The organism is Lentzea fradiae (genome assembly GCF_900100955.1).
GTDB classification, from domain to species: domain Bacteria; phylum Actinomycetota; class Actinomycetes; order Mycobacteriales; family Pseudonocardiaceae; genus Lentzea; species Lentzea fradiae.
In genome coordinates, this window is sequence record NZ_FNCC01000003.1 from 279649 (window position 1) to 304105 (window position 24457).

The 24457-nt window shown below is 69.6% G+C and carries 15 protein-coding genes and 1 pseudogene; 10 read left to right on the top strand and 6 right to left on the bottom strand.

The features are described 5' to 3' along the window. Positions 1-7 precede the first annotated feature (7 nt). The 5 genes and pseudogenes from BLT23_RS08505 to BLT23_RS08525 form a co-directional block, all read left to right on the top strand. Positions 8-211, top strand: a pseudogene (locus BLT23_RS08505) (alpha/beta hydrolase family protein); the annotation flags it as partial. Between the two features lie 317 nt (positions 212-528). Further along, complete coding sequence (locus tag BLT23_RS08510; RefSeq protein ID WP_090047308.1) at positions 529-4335, top strand: galactose-binding domain-containing protein; 3807 nt, start codon at positions 529-531, stop codon at positions 4333-4335. 26 nt (positions 4336-4361) lie between these two features. Further along, positions 4362-7694: a CARDB domain-containing protein gene (locus BLT23_RS08515; RefSeq protein WP_090047310.1), complete on the top strand. Its 3333-nt coding sequence runs from the start codon at positions 4362-4364 to the stop codon at positions 7692-7694. A gap of 124 nt (positions 7695-7818) precedes the next feature. Next, complete coding sequence (locus tag BLT23_RS08520; RefSeq protein WP_090047312.1) at positions 7819-8670, top strand: universal stress protein; 852 nt, start codon at positions 7819-7821, stop codon at positions 8668-8670. 6 nt (positions 8671-8676) lie between these two features. Beyond that, positions 8677-9084, top strand: a complete 408-nt coding sequence (locus tag BLT23_RS08525; protein ID WP_090047315.1) for a hypothetical protein — start codon at positions 8677-8679, stop codon at positions 9082-9084. An 18-nt stretch (positions 9085-9102) separates the two neighbouring features. On the opposite strand, the gene BLT23_RS08530 is transcribed toward BLT23_RS08525, so the two are convergent. The 3 genes from BLT23_RS08530 to BLT23_RS08540 form a co-directional block, all read right to left on the bottom strand. Continuing rightward, positions 9103-11112, bottom strand: a complete 2010-nt coding sequence (locus BLT23_RS08530) for a hypothetical protein (protein ID WP_090047317.1) — start codon at positions 11110-11112, stop codon at positions 9103-9105. 70 nt (positions 11113-11182) lie between these two features. After that, positions 11183-12118, bottom strand: coding sequence for an alpha/beta hydrolase (locus BLT23_RS08535; RefSeq protein WP_090047319.1), 936 nt, complete (start codon positions 12116-12118; stop codon positions 11183-11185). A gap of 64 nt (positions 12119-12182) precedes the next feature. Continuing rightward, positions 12183-12752, bottom strand: a complete 570-nt coding sequence (locus BLT23_RS08540; RefSeq protein ID WP_090047320.1) for a TetR/AcrR family transcriptional regulator — start codon at positions 12750-12752, stop codon at positions 12183-12185. Between the two features lie 89 nt (positions 12753-12841). Between BLT23_RS08540 and BLT23_RS08545 the strand changes: the two genes are divergently transcribed. Beyond that, complete coding sequence (locus BLT23_RS08545) at positions 12842-13864, top strand: saccharopine dehydrogenase NADP-binding domain-containing protein (protein ID WP_090047322.1); 1023 nt, start codon at positions 12842-12844, stop codon at positions 13862-13864. Here BLT23_RS08545 and BLT23_RS08550 read toward each other — a convergent pair. Together BLT23_RS08550 and BLT23_RS08555 are read right to left on the bottom strand one after the other, a co-directional pair. Continuing rightward, the gene (locus tag BLT23_RS08550; protein WP_090047820.1) at positions 13857-15857 is read right to left on the bottom strand and encodes a neutral/alkaline ceramidase; all 2001 of its coding nucleotides are present in this window, start codon (positions 15855-15857) and stop codon (positions 13857-13859) included. The two genes, BLT23_RS08545 and BLT23_RS08550, sit on opposite strands and share 8 nt — an antisense overlap. 25 nt (positions 15858-15882) lie before the next feature. Next, a complete protein-coding gene (locus BLT23_RS08555; RefSeq protein WP_245743829.1) occupies positions 15883-16743 on the bottom strand; it encodes an EamA family transporter in 861 nt (286 codons plus the stop codon). 70 nt (positions 16744-16813) lie between these two features. Between BLT23_RS08555 and BLT23_RS08560 the strand changes: the two genes are divergently transcribed. Further along, positions 16814-17662 (top strand): LysR family transcriptional regulator, encoded by an 849-nt coding sequence (locus BLT23_RS08560; RefSeq protein ID WP_090047326.1) that lies wholly within the window; start codon positions 16814-16816, stop codon positions 17660-17662. An 88-nt stretch (positions 17663-17750) separates the two neighbouring features. Then, positions 17751-19364, top strand: coding sequence for a long-chain fatty acid--CoA ligase (locus BLT23_RS08565; RefSeq protein ID WP_090047328.1), 1614 nt, complete (start codon positions 17751-17753; stop codon positions 19362-19364). Between the two features lie 203 nt (positions 19365-19567). Here BLT23_RS08565 and BLT23_RS08570 read toward each other — a convergent pair whose 3' ends face one another. After that, positions 19568-21280 carry a helix-turn-helix domain-containing protein gene (locus BLT23_RS08570; protein ID WP_245743830.1) on the bottom strand — a complete coding sequence of 571 codons (1713 nt, stop codon included), beginning with the start codon at positions 21278-21280 and terminating at the stop codon, positions 19568-19570. A gap of 144 nt (positions 21281-21424) precedes the next feature. On the opposite strand from BLT23_RS08570, the gene BLT23_RS08575 reads away from it, so the two are divergent. Together BLT23_RS08575 and BLT23_RS08580 are read left to right on the top strand one after the other, a co-directional pair. Further along, complete coding sequence (locus BLT23_RS08575; protein ID WP_090047332.1) at positions 21425-22810, top strand: MFS transporter; 1386 nt, start codon at positions 21425-21427, stop codon at positions 22808-22810. A 13-nt stretch (positions 22811-22823) separates the two neighbouring features. Beyond that, positions 22824-24446 (top strand): tannase/feruloyl esterase family alpha/beta hydrolase, encoded by a 1623-nt coding sequence (locus tag BLT23_RS08580; RefSeq protein ID WP_245743831.1) that lies wholly within the window; start codon positions 22824-22826, stop codon positions 24444-24446. Positions 24447-24457: the final 11 nt, after the last annotated feature.

Genomic DNA, 24457 nt, shown 5'->3' on the forward strand with positions numbered 1-24457 from the left:
GCTCACCTACGCCGGCCGCGTCACCACGCCGATGTTGATCGTGCACGGCGCTCTCGACACCAACGTGCCGGTGGAACAAGCGAAGCTGCTCCACGCCGCGGTGCCGCACTCCGAACTCGTGATCTACGCCGGGGAGGGCCACTCGCTGCGCAAGCGCGAGCACAGGCTGGATCTGCTGAACCGAGCCAGAGCGTTCTTCGCGGACCTGTGACGCCTTGCGCAAGCCTTGCGGCGGTCACCGCAAACCGGACTGCAAGCCGCCGCAAGCGCTCGTATCGAGACCACACCAGTTTGTGCGGTACGTTCGGGTTCGAACCGCCTGACGGAGTCCGGAACTACTGCTGGTAGAGCCTTCGTACACCCAGTGGCACCACCCGACCGGCCCGAAAAGCGGTCGTCTTTCCTGCTCACAGTCGATGTCGCAAATTTGCGCAATCACGTCGAGATATTGCGGTAATCTGCTGGTCACTTCTACGGTGAGGCGCGCCACACCCCCTCGCGTCCCCACCGAGAAGGGCACAGCACGCCATGTCACCGACGACACGCGTCCGCTCCCTGCTAGCCCCCCTCACAGTCCTGGTCACCGTCGCCGCCTGCCTGACGGTCTCCCCCGCCGCCCGGGCGGCACCGGTCAGCCTCGACCTGACCGAGCAGACCCGCATCGACCAGGTCACGCTCACCGCTCCCCGCAGCACCACCGAGACGTTCGCCGTCCAGACGAGCCTCGACGGCCGGGGCTGGTCGACGCTCGTCGCCGAAGGCCCGCACCGGTTCGAGGACGGCAAGGTGACCTTCCGGGTCGACCCGACGCTCGTCCGGCACGTCCGCGCCACGACGACCACGGCGAAGCTGGAGGTGCGCGAGGCCGCCGCGAGCGTGGCGCTGCGGGCCACCTACAGCGCGAGCAGCACCAACCAGGACTACGGGCCGGGCAACGCCGGTGACGGCGACCAGGCGACCTACTGGGAGAGCGCGAACAACGCGTTCCCGCAATGGATCCAGGCCGATCTCGGCGCCGCCGTGCGAGCCGACCGGGTCGTGCTGAAGCTCCCGGCCGCGAACTGGGGTGCGCGCACGCAGACGCTGGCCGTCCAGGGCAGCACCGACGGCCAGAACTTCTCGGATCTCGTCCCTGCCAAGGGTTATGAGTTCAACCCCGCCTCCGCCAACACCGTGGGCATCGACTTCACCGCCGCCACCACGCGGTACGTGCGACTGCGGATCACCGGCAACACCGGCTGGCCCGCCGGGCAGATCAGCGAGTTCGAGGTGCACGGCCCGACGAGCGGGGACGCGCAGGCGCCGTCCGCGCCGACCGGGCTCACCCTCACCCAGCCGCAGTCCGGGCAGATCCGGCTCACCTGGAACGCCAGCACGGACAACGTCGGTGTCACCGGCTACGACGTGTACGCCAACGGCGTCCTGCGCACGACCGTCACCGGCACCACCTACACCGACACCCAGCCCGACGGGCTGCGCGTCACCTACCACGTCGTCGCGAAGGACGCGGCGGGCAACCAGTCGCCCGCCAGCGGCTCCGTGACGCGGGAGGGCGCCACCGGCACGAACCTCGCGCAGGGCAAGCCCGTCACCGCGAACAACCACGTGCACGACTTCGTCGCCGCCAACGCCAACGACGGCGACCTCGGCACCTACTGGGAGTCCAACGGCCTGCCCGGCACGCTGACCGTCCAGCTGGGGGCGAACGCGGACGTCAGCTCGGTCGCGGTCAAGCTCAACCCCGCCGCGGCCTGGGGTGCCCGCACGCAGAACGTCGAGGTGCTCGGCCGCGAGCAGAACGCCACCGGCTTCACCCGCCTCACCCCCGGCCGCGACTACCGGTTCGACCCGGCGAGCGGCAACGGCGTCACCATCGACGCCGCCGGTCGCGTCGCCGACGTGCAGCTGCGGTTCACGTCCAACACCGGTGCGCCCGGCGCGCAGGTGGCGGAGATCCAGGTGTTCGGCACCCCTGCCCCGAACCCCGACCTCACCGTCACCGGCACGTCGTTCACCCCGGCGAACCCCGTCGAGACCGACCAGATCACGCTCAACGCCACCGTCCGCAACGCGGGCACGGCCGCCAGCGGCGCCACCGACGTCACGTTCTTCCTCGGCACCACCAGCGTCGGCACGGTCCAGGTCGGCGCGCTCGCGGCCGGTGCGCAGGCGAACGTCAGCACGACGATCCCGCCGCGTCCGGAGGGTTCCTACGAGTACACCGCGAAGGTCGACGAGACGAAGAAGGTCGCGGAGCAGGACGAGACCAACAACGCCCGCCGGCACCCTGACCGGCTCGTCGTGAGCCCGGTGCCGAGCTCCGACCTGGTCCCCGTGCCGTCCTGGTCGCCGAGCAACCCCGCGAACGGCCAGACGACGACGTTCTCCGTCGCCCTGCGCAACCAGGGCGGCATCGCCTCCGCGGCGGGCGCCCACGGCGTCACCGTCACGATCCTCAACGCCAACGGCCAGACCGTCCGCACGCTGACGGGCAGCCACAACGGCACGATCAACGCGGGTGCGACGACCGCCGCGGTCAACCTCGGCACCTGGCAGGCCGCCGACGGCCGGTACACGGTCCGCACCACGGTCGCGAACGACGCCAACGAGATCCCCGCCAAGCGGGGCAACAACATCAGCGAGCAGTCGCTGTTCATCGGGCGCGGTGCCAGCGTTCCGTGGCAGCACATCGAGGCCGAGGACGGCACCGTCTCCGGTGGCGCCCAGGTCATCGGTCCGAACAGGACGATCGGCGACCTCGCCGGTGAGGCGTCCGGCCGTCGCGCCGTCACGCTGAACGCCACCGGCCAGTCGGTCGAGTTCACCACCGGAGCGCCCGCCAACACGCTCGTCACTCGGTTCTCCATCCCGGACAGCCCCGGCGGTGGTGGCATCAACGCGACCCTCAACGTCTACGTCAACGGCCAGTTCCACAAGGCCCTCGACCTCACCTCGCGCTACATCTGGCTCTACGGCAACGAGGCCGAGCCCGGCAACTCGCCGGGAGCCGGTGGGCCGCGGCACATCTACGACGAGGCGAACGTCATGCTGAACTCGACGTTCCCGGCGGGCACGAAGATCAAGCTCCAGAAGGACGCGGCCAACACCACGAACTACGCGATCGACTTCGTGAACTTCGAACAGGTGACGGCCGCCGCGAACCCCGACCCGGCGAAGTACGCCGTGCCCGCCGGGTTCTCGCACCAGGACGTGCAGAACGCGCTCGACCGCGTCCGCATGGACACCACCGGGAACCTCGTCGGCGTCTACCTGCCCGCCGGCACCTACCAGACGGCGCAGAAGTTCACCGTCTACGGCAAGGCGGTCAAGGTCGTCGGCGCCGGGCCGTGGTTCACCCGGTTCCAGGCCCCGCTCACCCAGGAGAACACCGACCTGGGCTTCACCGTCCAGTCGTCCGCGAGCGGGTCGGCGTTCAGCGGGTTCGCCGTGTTCGGCAACTACACGCAGCGCATCAACGGGCCCGGGAAGGTCTTCGACCTCAACGGTGTCCAGAACATCACCATCGAGAACCTGTGGGTCGAGCACATGATGTGCGTGCTGTGGGGCACGAACGTCGACAACAGCGTCATCAGGGACAGCCGGGTCCGCGACCTGTACGCGGACGCGATCAACCTGACCAACGGCTCCGCGGGCAACCGGATCTCGAACATCGAAGCCCGCTCGACCGGTGACGACGCGTTCGCGTTGTTCGCCGCCACCGACCTCGGCGGCACCGGCCTGCAGGACAACGTGCTGGAGAACCTGACGGCGCTGACCCCGTGGCGGGCGGCGGGCATCGCGGTGTACGGCGGCAAGAACAACACGGTCCGCAACGTCTACGTGGCCGACACGCTCACCTACTCCGCCGTGACGATCAGCTCGCTCGACTTCGGCTACCCGATGGAGGGCTTCGGGCCGGAGCCCACGACGTTCACCGGGCTCACCCTGGTCCGCTCCGGCGGTCACTTCTGGGGCGCGCAGACGTTCGGCGCGATCTGGATGTTCTCCGCTTCCAAGAAGTACACGGCGATCCGGGTGAACGACGTCGAGATCATCGACCCCACCTACAGCGGGATCATGTTCCAGACGAAGTACAACGGCGGTCCCGAGAACGTCTTCCAGGACACCGTGCTGTCCAACGTGAGCATCTCGGGTGCGCGCAAGTCCGGCGACGCGTTCGACGCCAAGTCCGGCTTCGGGTTGTGGGCCAACGAGATGCCGGAACCCGGCCAGGGTCCCGCCGCCGGCGAGGTCACCTTCACCGGCCTGAGGTTCTCGGACAACTTCCAGGACATCAGGAACACCACGACCACCTTCAAGATCAACATCAACTGATATCCCTGCCGCGAAGGAAGAAACACATGAAAAGCACGCTGGTGAGGCGTGCGGTGAGCGCTGCTGTCGTGAGCGCTCTCGCACTGTTCGGACTGACACCCACGGCAGGAGCAGCAGTTGTCCGGCTGTCCGCGACCCTGACCGCGTCCAGCACCAACGGCCCGTACGGCGCCGGCAACGCCGGCGACGGCAACCAGGGCAGCTACTGGGAGAGCACGAACGGCGTGTTCCCCCAGTGGCTCCAGGCCGACCTGGGCTCCGCGCGGAGCGTCAGCAAGGTCGTGCTGCGTCTGCCCGCGAACTGGGAACAGCGCACGCAAACGCTTGCCGTGCAAGGAAGCTCGAACGGGTCGCAGTTCAGCGACCTCTCCGGCTCCGCCGCGCGGGTGTTCTCCCCCGGCTCGAACAACACCGTGACGCTGGACTTCGCGGCCACCACCGCCCGGTACGTGCGCGTCACGGTCACCGCGAACACCGGCTGGGCGGCCGCTCAGCTCAGCGAGTTCGAGGTGCACGGCGACTCCGGCGGCCCGGTCGACCCGCCGCCACCCGGTGACAACCTCGCGGCGGGCAAGCCCGTCGAGGAGTCCGGGCACGTGCACGACTTCGCCGCCGCCAACGCCGTGGACGGCAACCTTGGCACGTACTGGGAGTCCAACGGCCTTCCCGGTCACCTGACCGCGAAGCTCGGCTCGAACACGGACGTCACCTCGGTCGTCGTGAAGCTCAACCCCGACTCGGCGTGGGGCGCGCGCACGCAGAACTTCGAGGTGTTGGGCCGGCAAGCGGGCGCGACCGCGTTCGCGACGCTGAAGGCACGGGCGGACCACCGGTTCGACCCCGCCACCGGCAACACCGTGACCATCCCGGTCACCGGCAGGGCGTCGGACGTGCGGCTGCACTTCTACTCGAACACGGGCGCACCCGGCGGCCAGGTCGCCGAGTTCCAGGTGTTCGGCACGTCCGCCCCGGCTCCCGACCTGACCGTCACGAACCTGACGTGGACGCCGCAGAACCCGAGCGAGGCCGACGCGATCAGGCTCACCGCCACCGTGCGCAACGGCGGCACCGTCGCGTCCGGCGCGACGACGCTGAACGTCACGCTCGGCGGCACCGTCGCGGGCACCGCCCAGGTCAGCGGTCTCGCCGCCGGGGCCACCACGACCGTCACCGTCGACGCGGGCCGCAAGGGCGCCGGTTCCTACCCGGCCTCGGCCACCGTGGACCCGGCCAATACCGTCGCGGAGACCAACGAGGGCAACAACACCTTCATCTCCGGCTCGCCCCTGGTCGTCGGCCAGGCGCCGGGTCCGGACCTCCAGGTCCTCGGCATCACGCCGAACCCGTCGTCCCCGGCGGCCGGTGCGCAGGTCACGTTCGCGGTGCAGGTCAACAACCGCGGCACGTCAGCCGCAGGAGCGTCGGTGACCCGCGTTTCCGTCGGCGGCACCACGTTGAACGCCAACACTTCCGCGATCAACGCCGGTCAGACCGTCACGGTCAACGTCGGCACCTGGACCGCCACGAACGGTGGCGCCACGGCCACCGCGACCGCGGACGCGACGAACCAGGTCGCGGAGACCAACGAGAACAACAACACGGCCACCCAGTCCATCGTGGTCGGCCGCGGCGCGTCCGTGCCGTTCACGACCTACGAGGCGGAAGCGGGCCGCTACCAGGGCACGCTGGTGCAGGCCGACGCCGAGCGCACGTTCGGGCACACGAACTTCGGCTCCGAGTCCTCGGGCCGCAAGTCGGTGCGGCTCGACTCGCAGGGCCAGTTCGTGGAGATCACCTCGACGGTCAGCACCAACTCGATCGTCGTGCGCAACTCCATCCCGGACGCCCCCGGCGGCGGTGGCCAGGACGCGACGATCAGCCTGTACGCCAACGACCAGTTCGTGCAGAAGCTGACGCTGTCGTCGAGGCACAGCTGGCTCTACGGCGTCTGCGACCCGCCGGAGTGCCTCACGAACCGTCCCGGCGGTGACGCCCGCAGGCTGTTCGACGAGACCTCGCAGCTGCTCGCGAACACCTACCCGGCGGGCACGAAGTTCAAGCTCCAGCGCGACTCCGGTGACAACGCCCAGTTCTACGTCATCGACCTGGTCGACCTGGAGCAGGTCGCCCCGCCCGCGCAGAAGCCCGCCGAGTGCGTCTCCATCACCCAGTACGGGGCCACGCCGAACGACCAGACCGACGACGCGGACGCCATCCAGCGCGCCGTCACCGCCGACCAGAACGGCGAGATCCCCTGCGTCTGGATCCCGGAGGGCAGGTTCCGCCAGGAGAAGAAGATCCTCACCCGGCAGAACTCCGGCGGCCACAACCAGGTCGGCATCCGCAACGTCGACATCCGCGGCGCCGGCATGTGGCACTCGCAGCTGTTCTCGCTGATCGAGCCGCAGGACGCGGGCACGATCAACCACCCGCACGAGGGCAACTTCGGGTTCGACATCGACGACAACACGAAGATCTCCGACATCGCGATCTTCGGCTCCGGCCGGATCCGCGGCGGTGACGGCGACGCCGAGGGCGGCGTCGGCCTGAACGGCCGGTTCGGCAAGAACACGAAGATCACCAACGTGTGGATCGAGCACGCCAACGTCGGCGTCTGGGTCGGCCGCGACTACACCAACCTGCCGGAGCTGTGGAACCCCGGCGACGGGTTGCTGTTCAGCGGCATGCGCATCCGCAACACCTACGCCGACGGCATCAACTTCACCAACGGCACGCGTAACTCCACGGTGTTCAACTCGTCGTTCCGCACCACGGGCGACGACGCGCTGGCGGTGTGGGCGTCGAAGTACGTGCGCGACCCGGTCGCGGACGCGGGCAACGGCAACGCGTTCCTCAACAACACGATCGCACTCCCCTGGCGCGCCAACGGGATCGCGATCTACGGCGGGTCGAACAACCGCGCGGAGAACAACATCATCTCCGACACGGCGAACTACCCGGGCATCATGCTGGCGACCGACCACGACCCGCTGCCGTTCGGCGGGACGACGTTGCTCGCCAACAACGCCCTCTACCGCACGGGCGGCGCGTTCTGGAACGAGGACCAGGAGTTCGGCGCCATCACGCTGTTCTCCGACAACCTGCCGATCCCCGGAGTCGTCATCCGCGACACCGAGATCCACGACTCGACGTACGACGGGATCCAGTTCAAGGGAGGCGGCCAGGGCATGCCGAACGTGCAGATCACCAACGTCCGGATCGACAAGTCCAACAACGGCTCCGGCATCCTCGCGATGGCGGCGGCCAAGGGCTCGGCGCGGCTGACGAACGTGACGATCACGAACTCGCGGGACGGTGACGTCCTCGTCGAGCCGGGATCGGGCTTCGTCATCAACTGACGCCGCTCGGCAGCGCCGCCCCGGGCCTTCCCGGGGCGGCGCTGCCACGCCAGGGGAGCGGACGCCTGGAAGATCACCTTTGAGGCCGGCTCCGAACGGGTACCCCCTGGCCGGAGGTGGTGTCATGTCTTCGGTCGTTGTCGGGTTCGACGGGTCGGACCTCGCCAGGAGAGCCGTGCTGTGGGGCGCCGAGGAGGCGACGCGGCGCGGTGTGGAGCTGGTGGTCGTGCAGGCTGTGCTCCGGCCGTTGCCCGAACCCGTGTTCATGCCGATGTCCACTCCGGTGCCGGAGTTCATCACCGAGGAGACGATGTCGCACGCGGCGGAGGAACAGCTCGCCGCGCTCGCCACCGAGCTGCGGCAGAGCTTCCCCGGCCTCGCCGTCACCACGCACGCCCGCCTCGGCCGTCCCGCCGAGGTCCTCGCCGAGGAGCAGGGTGACCTGCTGGTGCTCGGGTCGTCGGGACGCACCGGCATCGCCGAGATGTTCCTCGGCTCCACGGCGGTCGAGCTGGTGTCCGCCGCGGGACGCCCGGTCGTCGTGACCCGGTCCGGCCCGCTGGAGGGCCGGGTGGTCGTCGGCGTGGACGGGTCCGAGACCTCCGCCGACGCCATCGCGTTCGCCTTCGACTTCGCCGGACGGCACGGGCGCGAGCTGCTCGCGATCCACGCGTTCGACGACTCCGGCTGGGCCGAGCTGCCCGAGCCCGACGTGGACCACGTCCGCGCGGACCTCGCCAAGCTCCTGGACGAGCAGCTGGCACCGCACGCCGCCCGGCACCCGTCGGTGCACGTGGCCCAGGAGGTCGCGTTCGACGCTCCCGCCCGCGCGTTGCTCCGTGCGGCCGACGGCGCTGCGCTGATCGCGGTGGGAAGCCACGGCCGCGGGGTCGTGAGGCGTGCGATCCTGGGCTCGGTGAGTCACGCTGTGCTGCACCACGCGCCGTGCCCGGTCGCGGTGGTCCACCGGAGGTGACGTGAGATGCGCGGGTCGGCGGTTCTGCTGCTCTGCCTGGTCCTGGCGGCGTGCGGTGGTCAGACACCGCCCGAGGACTCCGTGACGAGCACCCAGCAGATCGCCACCGCGCCCCCGGCGGTCACCTCGACGGCGTCCGTCGTGCCGTCCTCGGTGCCGACCGCCGCGGTCCCGACCCCGTCCAGGGCGGGCGATCCGGGCGCCACGACGGTGCGGGGCACGGTGGCGGCGGGGGTCGAGGCGGGGTGCACGCTGCTGTCCACCGGCACGGAGCAGTACCTGCTGCTCGGCGCCGACCCCGCTGTCGCGGTGGCCGGCGCCGTGGTGGAGGTGAGCGGGCGGGCCGATCCCGGTGCGATGACGACGTGTCAGCAGGGCACGCCGTTCCACGTCACGAGGACCGAACGGGGTTAGGCGAGCGTTCAGACGTCACTAGTTCCTGATCCACGGGAACTTCGCTGGCGTCGCCGAGCGCAGCGCTATCAAAAGTTCTCGATAGACGGGGTGTTCAACTAACTTCGGGTTAAGGACGAAGGTTACACGAACGCGACTCACCAATTGCAGGTACGAACGTAACATCGGTTGAACCTCTGGCTGCGCGAGGTCGATCACCGCGCGCATAATGCGCTCCAGACGCAGCATCATCCCGGCGAATTCCTGAGTCGCTCCCACATCGCCGACTACAAGTTCTGACCTCAATCGTTGATGCTCACCAAGTACCTGACTGCTTGCGAGCGCCACGATCGCGTTGACGATCACTTCACTTTCCGTATCACATGCTCGAAGCGCGGTCACGATCAACGGCAGCCATGAGATACCGGTATCGATCACCTTCCCGCCGTCCGACCCAACTTCCAGACACTCCAGTGTTGCACTCACAGCTTCGCCCGGGACAACGAGATCCGGCATCGCGACATCGTCCTGCCTCACGATCCATCTTTCGACAGCGTCGAGGTGAATTGATGTCGCCACCAGCGCCGAAAGCAGTCTGCCCAACGTCTCGATCGATATGGTCGGCACTCTGAACATAACCACTGCGCCAGCTCGTTGGTAGTCGGTGACCATGATGCCGCACCTACCCAACGTCTGCATTGCAAGCTGCGTGCTGGAGACCTCGTTGGAGGTGTCAATCAGTTGATTCGGATGCCCCGCCTCCCACATCGCGACTGCCACACCGGTCTCGAACGCCTGACAAATCTCACGCGCCCCCACTGCGATATCCACTACGAGTTCGGGATCTTCAACCTCGGCGCCGAAGTGCACTTTCTCCATCACAGAGTCCCACCACACATGCTCGTGCGCCACGGCGTTTCGCCATTTCGGCTTCATAAATGGATTTAACATTGCACACACCGGCTCGTGCGACATCGAGCCGAACTGTTGACTGAGCTTCGTGAGCATGCTGCCGTCGGCAGGCTTGCCAAGCAGACGCACCGCCACGCGACCAACTTTGCACAGATAGCCTTCGGCCACCACGTGATACAGGCGTCCGGCAGCCAGCGCCGCGTCTTGCGCCGTTGCAGCTCCGTTGAACTCGTTGAACGCCTTCAGAAAGCGACGATGCGACGACTCCAACTCAGGATTGCGTCGAGCTGTGGAAGCAATGGCGTCCAAGCATTTGTCATGATCGTTGTTCAATGCACGTCGAACCAGGTCACGGGCCGCAACAGCGGCCCGTTGGGCGAGAAACGGCCTCGGGCTGCACAGAAGCTGCGTGAGGTGCATGCGAAGCTTGTCCGTGAGCTCACCTGAGGACTCGAGCAGGTGAGGCAACTGGGCACGCAGCCGGGAGTCGAGCTCGTCACCTCGCACAGCCCATTCGGAGAACAGAGCTGACGTCCATGACAGTCCGCGGCTCGTGTCGAACAGCCCCGCCGGCAGATTGAGCACTCGCTCAAACACCGACATAGCCGCCGGGGCCGGTCTCTCAGAGAGCAACCAGATCCACAGTTCCATGCGCCTGAAGGAATCCCGGGCAACTGACCAACTCTCAGGCTCGATCTCGTTGGCCAAGGACCGAACCAAGGCCGCTACGCCTCGATCCAGTAGCGTCGCGATGGTGCGCACGGCTCTCACAGCCGACGCTTCCGAATCAGGTGGGACGAACCAGGCGACCTCAGCAACTGCGCTCCTGACAGCATCATCAGCAGCTTGGAGGCTGGCCAAGAGCCGCTTCAACCGCGACCCGATCGCACGCTTACCGCACGTCCGCACGTCGACGACGCGAGCAACGGCCTCCGTCAGTTGTCGGATGTGACCAGCGAGGTCCGCATCCTCGAGCACCGCATCCCATTGCCTGCTCGTCACCAGAATGGTCGCCGTCGTGCCGACGTTTCGCGGTCGCCACTCGGTTCCAACGATCCCACGTACCGCTCGACTGAACGCCAAGCACACGTCGTCGCACACATCGTCAAGCCGCAGCGGCAGAGGCGTGAACGTCACAACCCCAATCATGGCGCAGGAGGGGTTGTTCGGATCACGAATCCGAACAACCCCTGAAAATTTGCATAGATCAACGATGCAGCGCCTTGCGCAGGAAGCCGATCGCCTGGGTGATCGCGGCCTCGGCGGCGTGCGTGCCGCGCAGCGCGTTCAGCATCACGAAGTCGTGGATCGCACCCGCGTACCGGACGGCGGTGACGGGCACACCGGCCTCGCGCAGCTTGTCGGCGTACGCCTCGCCCTCGTCGCGCAGCACGTCGGCCTCGGCGGTGATCACGAGCGCCTGCGGCAGGCCCGTCAGCTGCTCGGTGGTCGCCCGCAGCGGCGACGCGGTGATCTCGGCGCGCTCCAGCGGGTTGGTCGTGTACTGGTCCCAGAACCACTGCATGCCGTCGCGGCGCAGGAAGTAGCCCTCGGCGAACTGCAGGTACGAGTCGGTGTCGAAGGCGGCGTCGGTCACCGGGTAGAAGAGCACCTGGGCCTTGAGCGGGACGTCGCCGCGTTCCTTGGCCTGCAACGTCAGCGCCGCGGCCATGTTGCCGCCCACCGAGTCGCCCGCCACCGCGAGCCGCGTGGCGTCGAGGCCGTGCTCCGCGCCGGACGCGAGGATCCACCGGGCCGTCGCGTAGTTCTGGTTGATGGCGACCGGGTAGCGGGCCTCGGGCGAGAGCGAGTACTCGGGGAAGACGACGGCCGCACCCGCGCCCACGGCGAGCTCGCGGACCAGGCGATCGTGCGTGTGGCCGTTGCCGAAGACCCAGCCGGCACCGTGGATGTAGAGGATGACGGGGAGCGTCCCCTCCGCGCCGGCCGGCTTGACGACGCGGACCTTGAAGCCGTCGAGCTCCACCCACCGCTCGTCGATCGCGGGCTTGTCGATCTCGCCCGACTGGACCTCGTCGACGGCCTTGCGGCCCTCCTCCGGGGCGAGGTCGAACAGGAACGGCGGCTTCGCGGTCGCGGCGGCGAACTCGGCGGCGGCGGGTTCGAGGACGGGGCGCTTCATGACTTCTCCTTCGGTTCGTCGGATGCCATAAAGCTATCGCGCGATTAAATCGTGCACAACGTAATCACCGCCTCAGCGGATCGGGGAATAGGTCCGCCGTCGAGCGAAGCGCCGCCACGGCCGCGTCGAGACAGGCGCCGAGGCGCTCCCCCGTCCGCATCCAGCGCTCCACGGCCTCCTGGAAGCAGACGGCGACGACGCGCGCCAGCAGCGTCGCCTCGTCCGCGCCGCGGTCCGCCAAAGCCCGCGCCAGCGCGTCGGTGAGCGCCGCCGTCTTGGTGCGCTCACGTTCGCGCAGCTCCGCGCTGGACGCGATCACGGCGAGCCGCGCCGGGTCGCGGTCGACGCGTTCCTCGAACAGCGCGCCGAGCTTGCGGACGGCATCCAGGGCGATGGCCGGGCCGCTCGTCCCGGACGACGTGCGCACCGCCTCGGCCAGGAAGTCCGGCAGCTGCTCCGAGCCGCCGAAGAGCACCTCGCGCTTGTCCGGGAAGTAACGGAAGTACGAGCGACGCGTGATGCCCGCCCGTTCCGCGATCTGCGTGATCGTCACGTTGTCGTACCCGTGCTCGACGAACAGCTCCACCGCCGCCCGCCGGAGACGACCCTCGGTTCCGGGATCCCACCTGGCCACACCTCAGCCTACCAAGCGATGTCTCACTGTGTCGTCACTCGTGTTAGCGTCAGTGACGACACAGTGAGACGTCACGAGGAGCGACGACGATGAGCATCTGGGTACTGGGAGCCACCGGACGCGTGGGCCGCGCGGTCACCGCCCGTCTGCGAGAGCACGAGACGGTCCCGGTAGGCAGGAACCTCCGCGACGGCACGGGCATCGTCGCCGACGGCGCGGACCGCATCGCGGCGGCGATCAAGGCGCAACGGCCGAAGGTCGTCGTCAACACCATCGGCGACTACGCCGAGACGGCACCGGTCATCGCCCGAGCGTGCCTGGAGGCAGGCGCGCACTACGTCGACCAGGCCAACGACCTGGCGTCCGTACCCCGGCTGCTCGGGCTGCACGACGAGGCCGTCGCGGCGGGCGGCACGCTCGTCACCGGGGCCGGGTTCGGCGTGCTGGCCACGGAGGCCGTCGTGGCGAAGCTGTGCGAGGGACGGCCGACGCCCGCGAGAATCCGAGTGGACGCGCTGGCATCCGTCGCCGTGGAGGAAGGTCTGCTCGGCACCGCACTGGCCGCGTCGCTCGTCGAGGGCCTCACCACGGGCGGGCGTCGCTACCGGAACGGAAAGCTGACCAAGTCACGGATCGGGGCGGGTGCGACCACGATCGTCCTGCCCGACGGCGACCGCGTCACGGCCGCTGAGGGACCGTCCGCGGAGCTGCTGGCCGCGCACAACGCCAGCGGCGCACCGGAGATCGTCGCCACCAACGCGATGCTGCCCGCCTCCCCGGCAGCCCGCGCCGCGCTGCCGGTGGTGAAACTGCTGCTGTCACCACAACCGGTCCGTCGCTTCGCCATCAAGAACATGGCGGCTATCAAAGGCAAGGACGCACCACGGCCACGGCGGCACTCCTGGGGCCACGCCATCGTCACGTGGCCTGACGGCACGACGCACGAGGGTTGGCTGAAAGCGGGCGACGGCATGGACTTCACCGCCGCCGTGTCCGCAGAGGTCGCGGCCAGGCTCGTCCGGGGCGAGGGCAAGCCCGGCGCGTACACGCCTGCGGCTGCCTTCGGCCCCGGACTCGCTCTCGCCGCGGGAGGCGAGTTCCTGCTCAGCTGACGGTGAAGCCCGCCGTGGCACCGGTGAAGCCGCTGATCTTGCCGGTCCAGCCGGACTTCTCGTCACCGTGGTGCACGATCCGGTAGGTGCCCGCGGGCGTGTTCGCGGGGATCTGCCAGGTGATCGTGGCGTTGGAGTGGGAGATGCCGACGCGCTGCCACCGGTAGCGCGTGGCCCAGTCGCCGTCGTCGGCGACGCGGACCCACTGGCCGTTCACCTGCCGCTGCACCTCCAGGAAGGTGTGGTTGCGGTGCAGGTTGTTCTTCGGGTGACCGGTGACGAACACGGCCGTGACGGTCTCGCCGCGCGCGTAGGACGCCTTGGGCGCGATGAGGACGTCGCCGTACTTCTTGTCCAACGGCTTGTCGTCGAGGACCACGCCGGTCTGGAGGTTGATCTCGGTGAACGGCGGCTTGCCGGGGTTCGGGCCGGCGGGCAGCGTGGTGCCCGCCTTCATCGACGCGGCGAGCTTGCCGAACTCCTGCTGGTAGGCGGGCGTGGTGTTGCGGCCGAACAGCGTGGACCCGCCCTCGTACTGCTGCGAGTCGTACTCCTCCGGCGTGGTGACGTACTGGCTGTAGTCGTTGGCGTAGCCCTGGATCAGCACGTTGCGCACCGGCACACCGGCCTCGGCGGCGACGGCCTGGCGGATGCGCAGGCCCGCGGTGATCGTGACCTCACCCGGCACGGCGACGAGGTGCAGCTGTCCGATGCGGACGATCTGCAGCGGCACGATGTTCGGCGTGGCACCGATCAGGCCGGTCGGGACGAGCGACGCCTTGGGGTACTGGCAGTCCCGCAGCCACTGCGGGACCTCCATCTGCAGCGGCTCGAACAGCTTCTTCCACGGCGACTGCATGCCCTCGGAGAAGCCGGGGATCGCCGGGCCGTCCTCGACGCTGCCCGCGATCGTGGACGCGCCGACGACGCCCGAGCACGTGGTGCCCGGCCTGCCGTCGGTGGTGAAGCGGCCCTCGACCTGCACGGACGACATGTCGACGAACCGCATCCGGTAGTCGACGCCGCCGGACACCGCGGTCTGCGCGCCACCGTAGATCTGCTGCGCCTTGCGGTTCTGGCGCTCGCCGATGATCCGCGTGTTCTCCCACTCGTCCTCGGTGGGGCCGGAGCCGGGCCGCAGGTTCAGGTTCGGCGACATGTCACCGGCGTTGGTGTTCGGGAACGCCGCCACGAAACCCTTGGCGTCGTCGAGGTAGCGCACGCCCTTGTCGTCGTGCTCCCACTGGTAGGCCGCGTATCCCTTGTTGTCGGGGCTGATCAGCGTGTTGGCGTTGGTGACCGACGTGTTGTGGGTGGCGAACCAGCTGATCGCGCCGACCTCGGAGCCGGACTGCTTGAGCTTCAGCACGGTCATCTGCGGGTCGATGCCCGCGGGGAACGCGCCCTTGTCGGGGTTGCGGTCGAACGCGACGCGCGAGCGGTTGACCGAGGCGTTCGTCAGCTCGCCGACGCCGAGGCTGATCGACCCGGGCTTGAGGTCCTCGTGCGCCTCGACGACCGACTCCGTGATGCCGTCGACCACCGCGGCGAGCGCCTGCGGCTGCAGGCCGAGGATCGACAGGTTGTAGGCGAGGTTGTGCGACTGGCCGCCGGGCCCGCTGTGCGTGTGCGTGGCGGACAGCAGGAGGTTCTCGCGGGTGTAGGTGGTGCCGTACTTCGCCTGGAGCTTCGCGAGCACGCCCTCCTGGACCGCGCGGAAGATCATCGCGAGGTCGGCGTTGACGTAGGCGACGCGCTTGTTCGTGGCGCGGTCGACCACGACGTAGGCCCGCGACCGCAGCCGCTGGTGGATGCCCGACGTCTTCTGGTCGAACTTCGAGTAGCCCATCATGCCGTTCTCGGCGGCGGGGCCGGTGACGTCGGAGATGCCCCTGCCCACCAGGTACGGCTCCGGCTCCGCCTGTGCGAGCGGGCCGCTGACCAGCACAGCACCGACGAGAGCGGCTATCAGCGTCACGACTTTGGTCCGCATGCCCACCCCGCTAAGTGAAATCAATTCACGTTTCTGCCTGCACGGTAGGTGATCCAGACCACTTCGAGCAAGTGACGGCCAGTGCGTTCGCGGTGACGACGAGCAGGATCCCGCCCCAGTGGTGCGGCTCCAGCGTCTCCCCCAGCACCACCAGACCGGCCAGCGCCGCCAGCACCGGGTGGACGCTCATCGCGAGACCGAACAGCCGCGCCGGCACCTTCCGCAACGCGACCAGGTCCACGGCGTACGGCACGACGCTGCACAGCACACCGGCGCCGATCGCGTACAGGATCGCCATCCCGGTGAGCTTCCCGTTCAGCACCAGCAGCACCGCGACCGGGACGTAGAGCGTCGCGGACAGCGCGGTCGCGACGGCGGGCGCCTGCAGGCCGGGCAGCCGGGCGCCGACCAGGCGGTTGAGCAGGATGTACGCGGCCCAGCAGGCCGCCGCGAGCAGGCCGAGGCCGACGCCGAGGTAGTCGCTGCTCGGCCCCGGCACCACCAGCACGTACACGCCGACCGCCGCGAGCAGCACGAACAGCAGGTCGCGGCGGGTGCGCGACCCGGCCAGCGCCACGCCCAGCGGCCCGAGCACCTCCAGCGTCACGGCGAGACCGAGCCCGATCCGGTCGATCGCGAGGTAGAGGCTCAGGTTCATGGTGGCGAACACGCCCGCCAGCGCGATCGTCGGCCACCACTGCGCCCACGTGAACCGCCGCAGGTCCGGGCGGGCCACCGGGAGCAGCACGGCCGCGGCGACGAACTGGCGCACCGCCACGACCCCGGCCGGGCCGATGGCGGCGAACGCGTGGGCGCCCACTGCGGCGCCGAGCTGGTTGCTGGCCGCGCTCGCGGTGATCGTCGCGAACCCACCGATGCTCTTCATGCGGTCCAGCCTGCGTCCGGCGGCATCGATACGGGAAATGCATGAGCCGTTCCGGCTATACGCTGGACGCATGGATCTGCGGCACGTGCGGGCGTTCGTCGCGGTGGTCGACGAGGGCACGTTCACCGACGCCGCCCGCGAGCTCGGCCTCACCCAGGCGTCGGTGTCCCGGTCCGTGGCGGCGCTGGAGGCCGACCTGGGTGTGCGGCTGCTGCAACGGTCCACGCGGCACGTCGCGCTCACGTCCGTCGGCGCGAAGGTCCTCGACAGCGCGCGGCGGGTGCTGGACGAGGTCGCGCACCTGCGGCGGATCGCGGCGCGGTCGCTGACCGAGCTGCGCATCGGCTACGCCTGGGCCGCGCTCGGCAAGCACACCCGGCCCGTGCAGAGGAAGTGGGCCGCCGCCCATCCCGGGCTGCCGCTGGTGTTCGTGCAGTCGAACTCGCTGACCGCGGGGCTCGCCGAAGGCACCGCGGACGTCGCCGTGGTCCGCAGGGCGCTCGACGACCCGCGGTTCGAGACGGCGCTCCTCGGCACCGAACGGCGCTACGGCGTCGTCGCGACGGACAACCCGTTGGCGCGCAAGCGTTCGCTCAAGCTCGCCGACCTCGCCCGGTACTCGCTCGCCGTGGACGACCGCACCGGCACGACCACCCTCGACCTGTGGCAGCCCGGCACCGCCCCCGCCGTCGTGCGCACCACCCAGGGCGTCGACGAGTGGCTCACCCTGATCGCCGCCGGGCAGGCCGTCGGCATGACGTCGGAGGCCACCGCGAGCCTCAACCCGCGGCCGGGAGTCGCCTACCGGGCCGTGACGGACGCGCCGCCGATCGCCGTGTGGCTCGCGTGGTGGAAGGACCAGCCGCCGCGGCACCTGACCGACCTCGTCACGCTCGCCTGCGACGCCTACCGCACGTGAGCGTGTGGGAAATCGCCGCCACGACAACGGAATGAGTGGAAGTTTCTTCCCTCTCGCCGGTGAGGTAGCTCACTTAGGGTCACTTCCCATGGACGGGCTGATGCAACCACGGCCGCTCACCATCGCGCACATCCTGGAGCGGGCCGAACGACTCCACGCGCACAAGGCGGTCGTCACGGCCGGCGGTGAGCGGGTCACCTACGCCGACGTGGCCCTGCGCACGCGGCGCCTCGCGACAGCGCTCGACGCGCTCGGCGTCCCGGCGGGTGCGCGCGTCGCCACGTTCGCGAGCAACACCCGGCGGCACCTGGAGCTGTACCTCGCGGTGCCGGTCTCCAAGCGGGTGCTGCACTCCATCAACATCCGGCTGCCCGCGGACCACCTGGAGTACATCGTCAACCACGCCGAGGACGACGTGCTGTTCGTCGACCGGGCGTTGCTGCCACGGATCTGGCCGAGCGCCGACCGGATGCCCAAGGTCCGGCACTGGGTCGTGCTGCCCGACGACAGCGGTGAGGAGATCCCCGCCGACCCGCGCGTCCTGCACTACGACGAGCTGGTGGACGCGGCCGAGCCGTACGAGGGCTCGTTCGAGGAGACCTTCACCTACGAGGAGGAGAACCTCGCGTCGGGCCTGTGCTACACCTCCGGCACCACCGGGGCGCCCAAGGGCGTGCTCTACAGCCACCGCTCGACGATCCTGCACTGCCTGGGAACGCTCGCCGCGGGGTTCATCGGTCTGCGCGAGAGCGACGTCGTGATGCCGATCGTGCCGATGTTCCACGCCAACGCGTGGGGCCTGCCCTACGGCGCGATGATGACCGGCGCGTCGATCGTGCTGCCCGGCCCGTCCTCGGAACCGGAGCACCTGCTGACGTTGATGGCGACCGAACGCGTCACCGTCGCGGGCGCCGTGCCGACCGTGTGGACGAGCCTGGTGCCCGGCCTGGAGTCACACGACCTGAGCGCCACCCGGTTCCTGCTCGGCGGCGGCTCGGCCATCGCCCCCGCGCTGTCGGAGACCTACCGCGAGGCGATCGGCATCCCGATCACCCACTCCTGGGGCATGACGGAGATCAGTCCGGTGGGGACGATCGGCGGCACCCGCAGCCGGCACCGCGACCTCCCCGACCCCGAACGGGTCGCCGTGCGAGCCGCACAGGGCCAGCCGCTGCCGCTCGTCGACATCCGGGTGGCCGACGTCGAGACGGGCACCGTCCTGCCGCGTGACGGCCGGTCGGTCGGCGAGCTGCAGGTCGCGGGCCCGTGGGTGGCGGGCGGCTACTTCCTCGTCGAGGCGGGCGACAGCTTCACCGCCGACGGCTGGCTGCGCACCGGCGACCTCGCCACCATCGACGGCGAGGGCTACCTGCGGCTCGTGGACCGGATGAAGGACCTGATCAAGTCCGGCGGCGAGTGGATCTCCTCGGTCGAGCTGGAGGCCGCGATCGTCTCGCACCCCGACGTCGTCGAGGTGGCCGTGATCGGCAGGCCGGACCCGAAGTGGGAGGAACGGCCCGTCGCCTACGTCGTGCTCCGCGACGGCGCCACCGCCACGCAGGAGGAGCTGCTGCGGCACATCACGCCTCTGGTGGCCCGGTGGTGGCTGCCGGACGAGGTGGTGTTCGCCGAGTCGCTGCCGAAGACGGGCACCGGCAAACTCTCGAAGAGCACCCTGCGAGCCGCTCTACGCACCGCCTGACCCCCACTTCGTGTCCCCTCCTCCGCGCACGCGGGGCCCCTTCGTACTGTCACGTAGTACGTAGGCGCCCCGCGTATCTTTCCGACCCGGCACGCGGGAGCCTTTCGTACTGTCACGTAGTACGTGGGGCCCCCGCGTGAGGGTTGGCGCGTCACGTGAGGGTTGGCGCGTCACGTGGGGGGTCAGGAGTGGTGGGGTGGGGGTCAGGAGTGGCGGGGTGGGGCGATTGCGGCTTGGAGCTTGTGGAGTTGCAGGCCGAGTTGCAGTTCCAGGTCGTTTTCGGCGCGCCAGTCGACGCCGAGCACCTCGCTCACCCGGTCCAGCCGCTTGAGCAGCGTGTTGACGTGCACGTGCAACACCCTGGCCGTCGCCGCCACGTTCGCGCGGTGGTCGTAGTAGGCGCTGAGCGTGCCGACGAGGTCGGTGCCGCGGCGCCGGTCGTACTCCACCAGCGGTCCCACGGAGGCGGTGAGGAACCGGTCGAGGTCGCCTGCCCGGTCGGCGTCGAACACCAAGGCGTACAACGCATACCGGCCCGTCGTGGCGCCGACGTCGGTGTGGCCTAGTGCCCGCACGACGGCGCCGCAGCGCCATGCCAGCGAGAACGCGCGGGCCCAGTCGTGGCCCACCGCCCGCTCCCCCACGGCGACGACCGGGCCGCCGAGTGCCCGGCGCAGCCGGCGGTGGACGTCGGCGACGGTGTGCTCGTCGTCGGTGCTGGGCACGATCATCGTGGCGCGGCCCAGGTGTTCGCCGGCGAGGCCGGAGCAGGTCTTCGCCACGTCGTGCAGGTGCCGCACCAGGTCCGTCGCGGACGACGCCGGCGCGTCGGCGACGATCACCAGGTTCAGGCGGTCCGCGTCGATGTTGCGGGCACGGGTGCGGGCGCGCTGGGCCTGGCTGATGCCGGGGCCGCCGACCATCAGCTCCGTCAGCAGCTCCCCGCTCAGGCGTTCGCTGGCCTCGGCGACGGCCCGTTCCTTGAGGATCAGCAAACCCAGGATGTGCGTGGCCCGTTCCAGGGTCCGCAGGTCCATCGCGTCGGAGACCGCGTTGTCCCCCACCGCTTCGCGGCTCCAGGCCAGTGCGCCGAGGTGGCTGTCACCCGCCTGGATCGGCGCCACGCTGCGGGCGGTCCCCGCGTCGTCGACCGTGGTCGTGACGCGTCCGGCGGCGTCGGCCCGGTCGAGCACCGTGACGGTGCCGCCGAGCTGGTCGGCCAGGAGCTGTGCCACGTCGTCCGGGGTTCCGCCGCGCAGCACGACGCCGGTCAGGGCCTCGTGGATCGCCTGCGCCCGTTCGACGACGGCCACGTGCTCCTCGATCTTGCGGTACGCGACCCGCAGCTCCCGCAACGCCTTCCGGCTCTCCTCGTAGAGCCGGGCGTTGTCGAGGGCCACGGCGGCGTGGTCGGCGAACGCGCTCAGCAGCGCGATCTCGCCGGGGCGGAACGACCGCTCCGACCTGTCCGCCGCGAACAGCGCGCCCACCACCTCGTCGCGGATCACCAGCGGCACGCCGAGCAGCGCCACCAGGTCCTCGGTGCCGACCAGGCGGTCGAAGTTCGGGTCGTGCGCGATGAGCGTGGAGGCCGCGTAGTTGCGCACCCACTGCGGGCGCCGGGTGGCGATCACCTTGCCGCCCAGCCCGACGTTCGCGGGAATGGTGGCGCTCAGGAACGCCGCCGAGATCGTGCCCTCGGCCGCCTTCGCCGACAGCCTGCCGTCCGCGACCAGCGACAGGTACGTGAAGTCCGTGCCCATCAGGTCGTGGGCATGCCGGACGATCGACTGCAGCACGTCGTCCAGCGAGCCGAGCGCCGTGAGGGACTTGGCCGTCGCATACAACGAGGCCAGCTCGCGCTGGCGGCGCACGAGCGCGGACGAGTCCGGCTCATCGGTCGGGTCGGAGGTCACGGCGTCATTCTTCCTCAGCGGGCGGTGGAGGAAAGCCCCACCAAAGCTACCCCAGGCGTGTGTGATCCAGACCTCAACCAGGCAGGGGTGCCGCCCTAGCATTGGCCGTCATCACCTGCCGGTTCACCGACGAAGGCGGCATGTATGACAACCCCTCTGGCCCAGCCCGGCGAACAGTCAGCGCAGCCCGGCGCCACCTCCCCCGCACGGCGCCGCGGTTTCCGCAAGCTGCTGACCGTGGGGCTCATCGGCAGCTCGATCGAGTGGTACGACTTCTTCCTCTACGGCACCGCGGCCGCGCTGGTGTTCCCGAAGGTGTTCTTCCCGGAGTCCTCGGCGCTGACCGGCACCCTGCTCGCGTTCAGCACGTTCTGGGCGGGCTTCGTGGCGCGACCGGTCGGCGGCGTGCTCGCCGGGCACTTCGGTGACAAGTACGGCCGCAAGCCGGTCGTCGTCACCTGCCTCGCGCTGATGGGCGGCGCGACGTTCCTGATCGGCTGCCTGCCGAGCGCGTCCTCCGTGGGAGCGCTCGCGCCGATCCTGCTCGTGACGCTGCGGTTCCTGCAGGGCCTCGCGGCGGGCGGCCAGTGGGGCGGGATCATGCTGCTGCTCACCGAGTCCGCGAGCCCGAAGAAGCGCGGCTTCGCCGGGACGTTCGGCCAGACCAGCGTCTTCGTCGCCGTGATCATCTCGAACCTGATCTTCGTCGCCGCCAGCGGCCTGATGCCGGACGACGCGTTCCTCAGCTGGGGCTGGCGGATCCCGTTCCTGGTCAGCATCGTCATGTTCGCGGTGGTCCTGTACATCCAGTCCAAGGTGGAGGACACGCCGGAGTTCCGCGACCTGCAGAAGGAGGTCGAACGGCCGGAGCGCGCCGTCGTCCGCGCGCCGCTCGCGACCGTGGTCCGCGAGAAGTGGGGCACGATCCTGCTGGCCTGCGGCATCCTCTCCGCCACCAACAGCCTCTTCTACGTCAGCATCGCCGGTCTGCTGAACTACGGCACGACGTCGCTGAAGCTCGACCGCGACGGCCTGCTCGCCGTGGTGCTGCTGGGGTCCGTGGCCATGCTCGCCGTCCTGCCGTGGGCGGGACACGTGTCCGACCGGATCGGCAGGCGGCCGTTGATCCTGATCGGCGGCCTGGGCGTCGCCGCGTGGGGCTTCCCGTACTTCGGGCTCGTCAACAGCGCGTCGCTGCCGCTGATCTTCATCGCCGTCGTCGTCGGCTTCACCTTCCAGTGCCTCACCTACGGCCCGATCGCGAGCTTCCTCGGCGAGCTGTTCGCGCCCAACGTCCGCTACTCCGGCGCGTCGCTGTCCTACCAGCTGTCCGCGATCATCATCAGCGGTGGCACGCCGTTTCTGATGACCGCGCTGATCGCCGAGACCGGCAGCACCCTCCCGGTCGCCGCCTACATCACGCTCATGGGCCTGATCACGTTCGTCAGCGCGTGGTTCCTGCCCGAGACGAACCCGTCCGAGGTCCGCGCGGACCCGAAGGCGATCCCCGGCTCGCACCTCTACCGCTGAAAGGCCACCTGACGTGAGAACACGCCGTCTCGCCGTGCTGGCCGCCGCGGTCGCGCTGCTCGGCGCCCAGCCCGCCCTCGCCACCGCGCCGTCCAGGACCACCCCGTCCTGCGCGCCGCTGGCCGGACTGAAGATCCCCGCGTCGTCCATCAGCCTGCCGACCACCGGCGGCCGGGTGCAGGCCGCCGCGCTCACCACCGCTGTCGTGAGTGGACAGACGGTCGAGTACTGCCAGGTCGACGCGGACATCCACCCCGTCGACCCGGCCGCACCGGCCATCAAGATGCGCCTCGCCCTGCCGATCGGCTGGAACGGCAAGGCAATGATGTTCGGTGGCGGCGGCTACAACGGCACCATCCCCGCCCTGACCGGCAACGTGCCGTTCGCCGCCGCGGACGCGCTCGCGCCACTGGCCCGCAAGTACGCGACGTACGCCAGCGACTCCGGCCACCAGCAGGGCGCCGGGACCGTGCCGTCGCTCGACGGGTCGTTCGGCGTGAACGACGAGGCGCTGCGCAACTTCTCCGCTGGTGACGCGCTGAAGAAGACGCACGACGCCAGCCAGTTCCTCATCCGGCGCGCGTTCGGCCGCGGCACGTCCGAGAACTACTTCGCGGGCGGCTCCACCGGTGGCCGTGAGGCGCTCATCGTGGCCCAGCGGTGGCCGTCGGCGTTCGACGGCGTCATCTCCGGCTATCCCGCGTGGAACAACCTCGCCGAGGTCCTCGACCTCGGCTACCTCACGCAGGTGCTGGCCCGGCCCGGCGCGTTCCCCGGCCCGGAGAAGCAGACGCTGTTGTACGACAACGTGATCGCCGCGTGCGACCGCACCGACGGCATCGCGGACGGTGTCGTGTCGAACCCGCGCTGCACCTTCGACCCGCACGTGCTGCGCTGCCCCGGCGGCGCCGACACCGGGACGTCGTGCCTGTCGGACGCGCAGATCGAGGCCGTGAAGGCGATGTCGACGCCGTTCCGCTGGCCGTACCGGATCGCCAGCGGCGAGACCCACTACCCCGGCTTCCCGTTCCTGTCGGGAGCGGACATGCGGACCCCGTTCCTCGGGTTCGGCACGACCGCGCCCGCCAACCCGATGCCCGCCACCGCCGGGTACGGCATGCAGTACTGGGACCAGTGGGTGAAGTACTTCCTGACCCGCGACCCGTCGTTCAACCCGCTCGACCTCGACCCGCGCGCACCCGGCGAGTGGCTCGGCCGGATCAGCCACCTGTCGACCGTCCAGGACCGCAACGACGCCGACCTCCGCCCGTTCGCCCGCTCCGGCGGCAAGCTCCTGCTGCTGCACGGCAACGCGGACGAACTGGTCTCGCACCGCTCCACGAACGACTACTACGAACGCGTGCGCGACCTGATCGGCCCGTCCACCGAGCGGTTCCTGCGGTACTACCTGGTTCCCGGCGCCAACCACGCGAACTTCGGCACCCCGGCGCTCGCCGCGGGCTGGGACTCGCTGACAGCGCTGGAACGCTGGGTCGAAAGAGGACGGTCGCCGGAACACCAGGTCGTCGCCGACCTCACGCACGACCGGACCCGCCCGCTCTGCGAGTACCCCACGTGGCCCCGCTACCGGGGCGGTGACCCGTCCCGCGCGGCCAGCTTCGTCTGCGTGCGCTGACCTCGTTACCC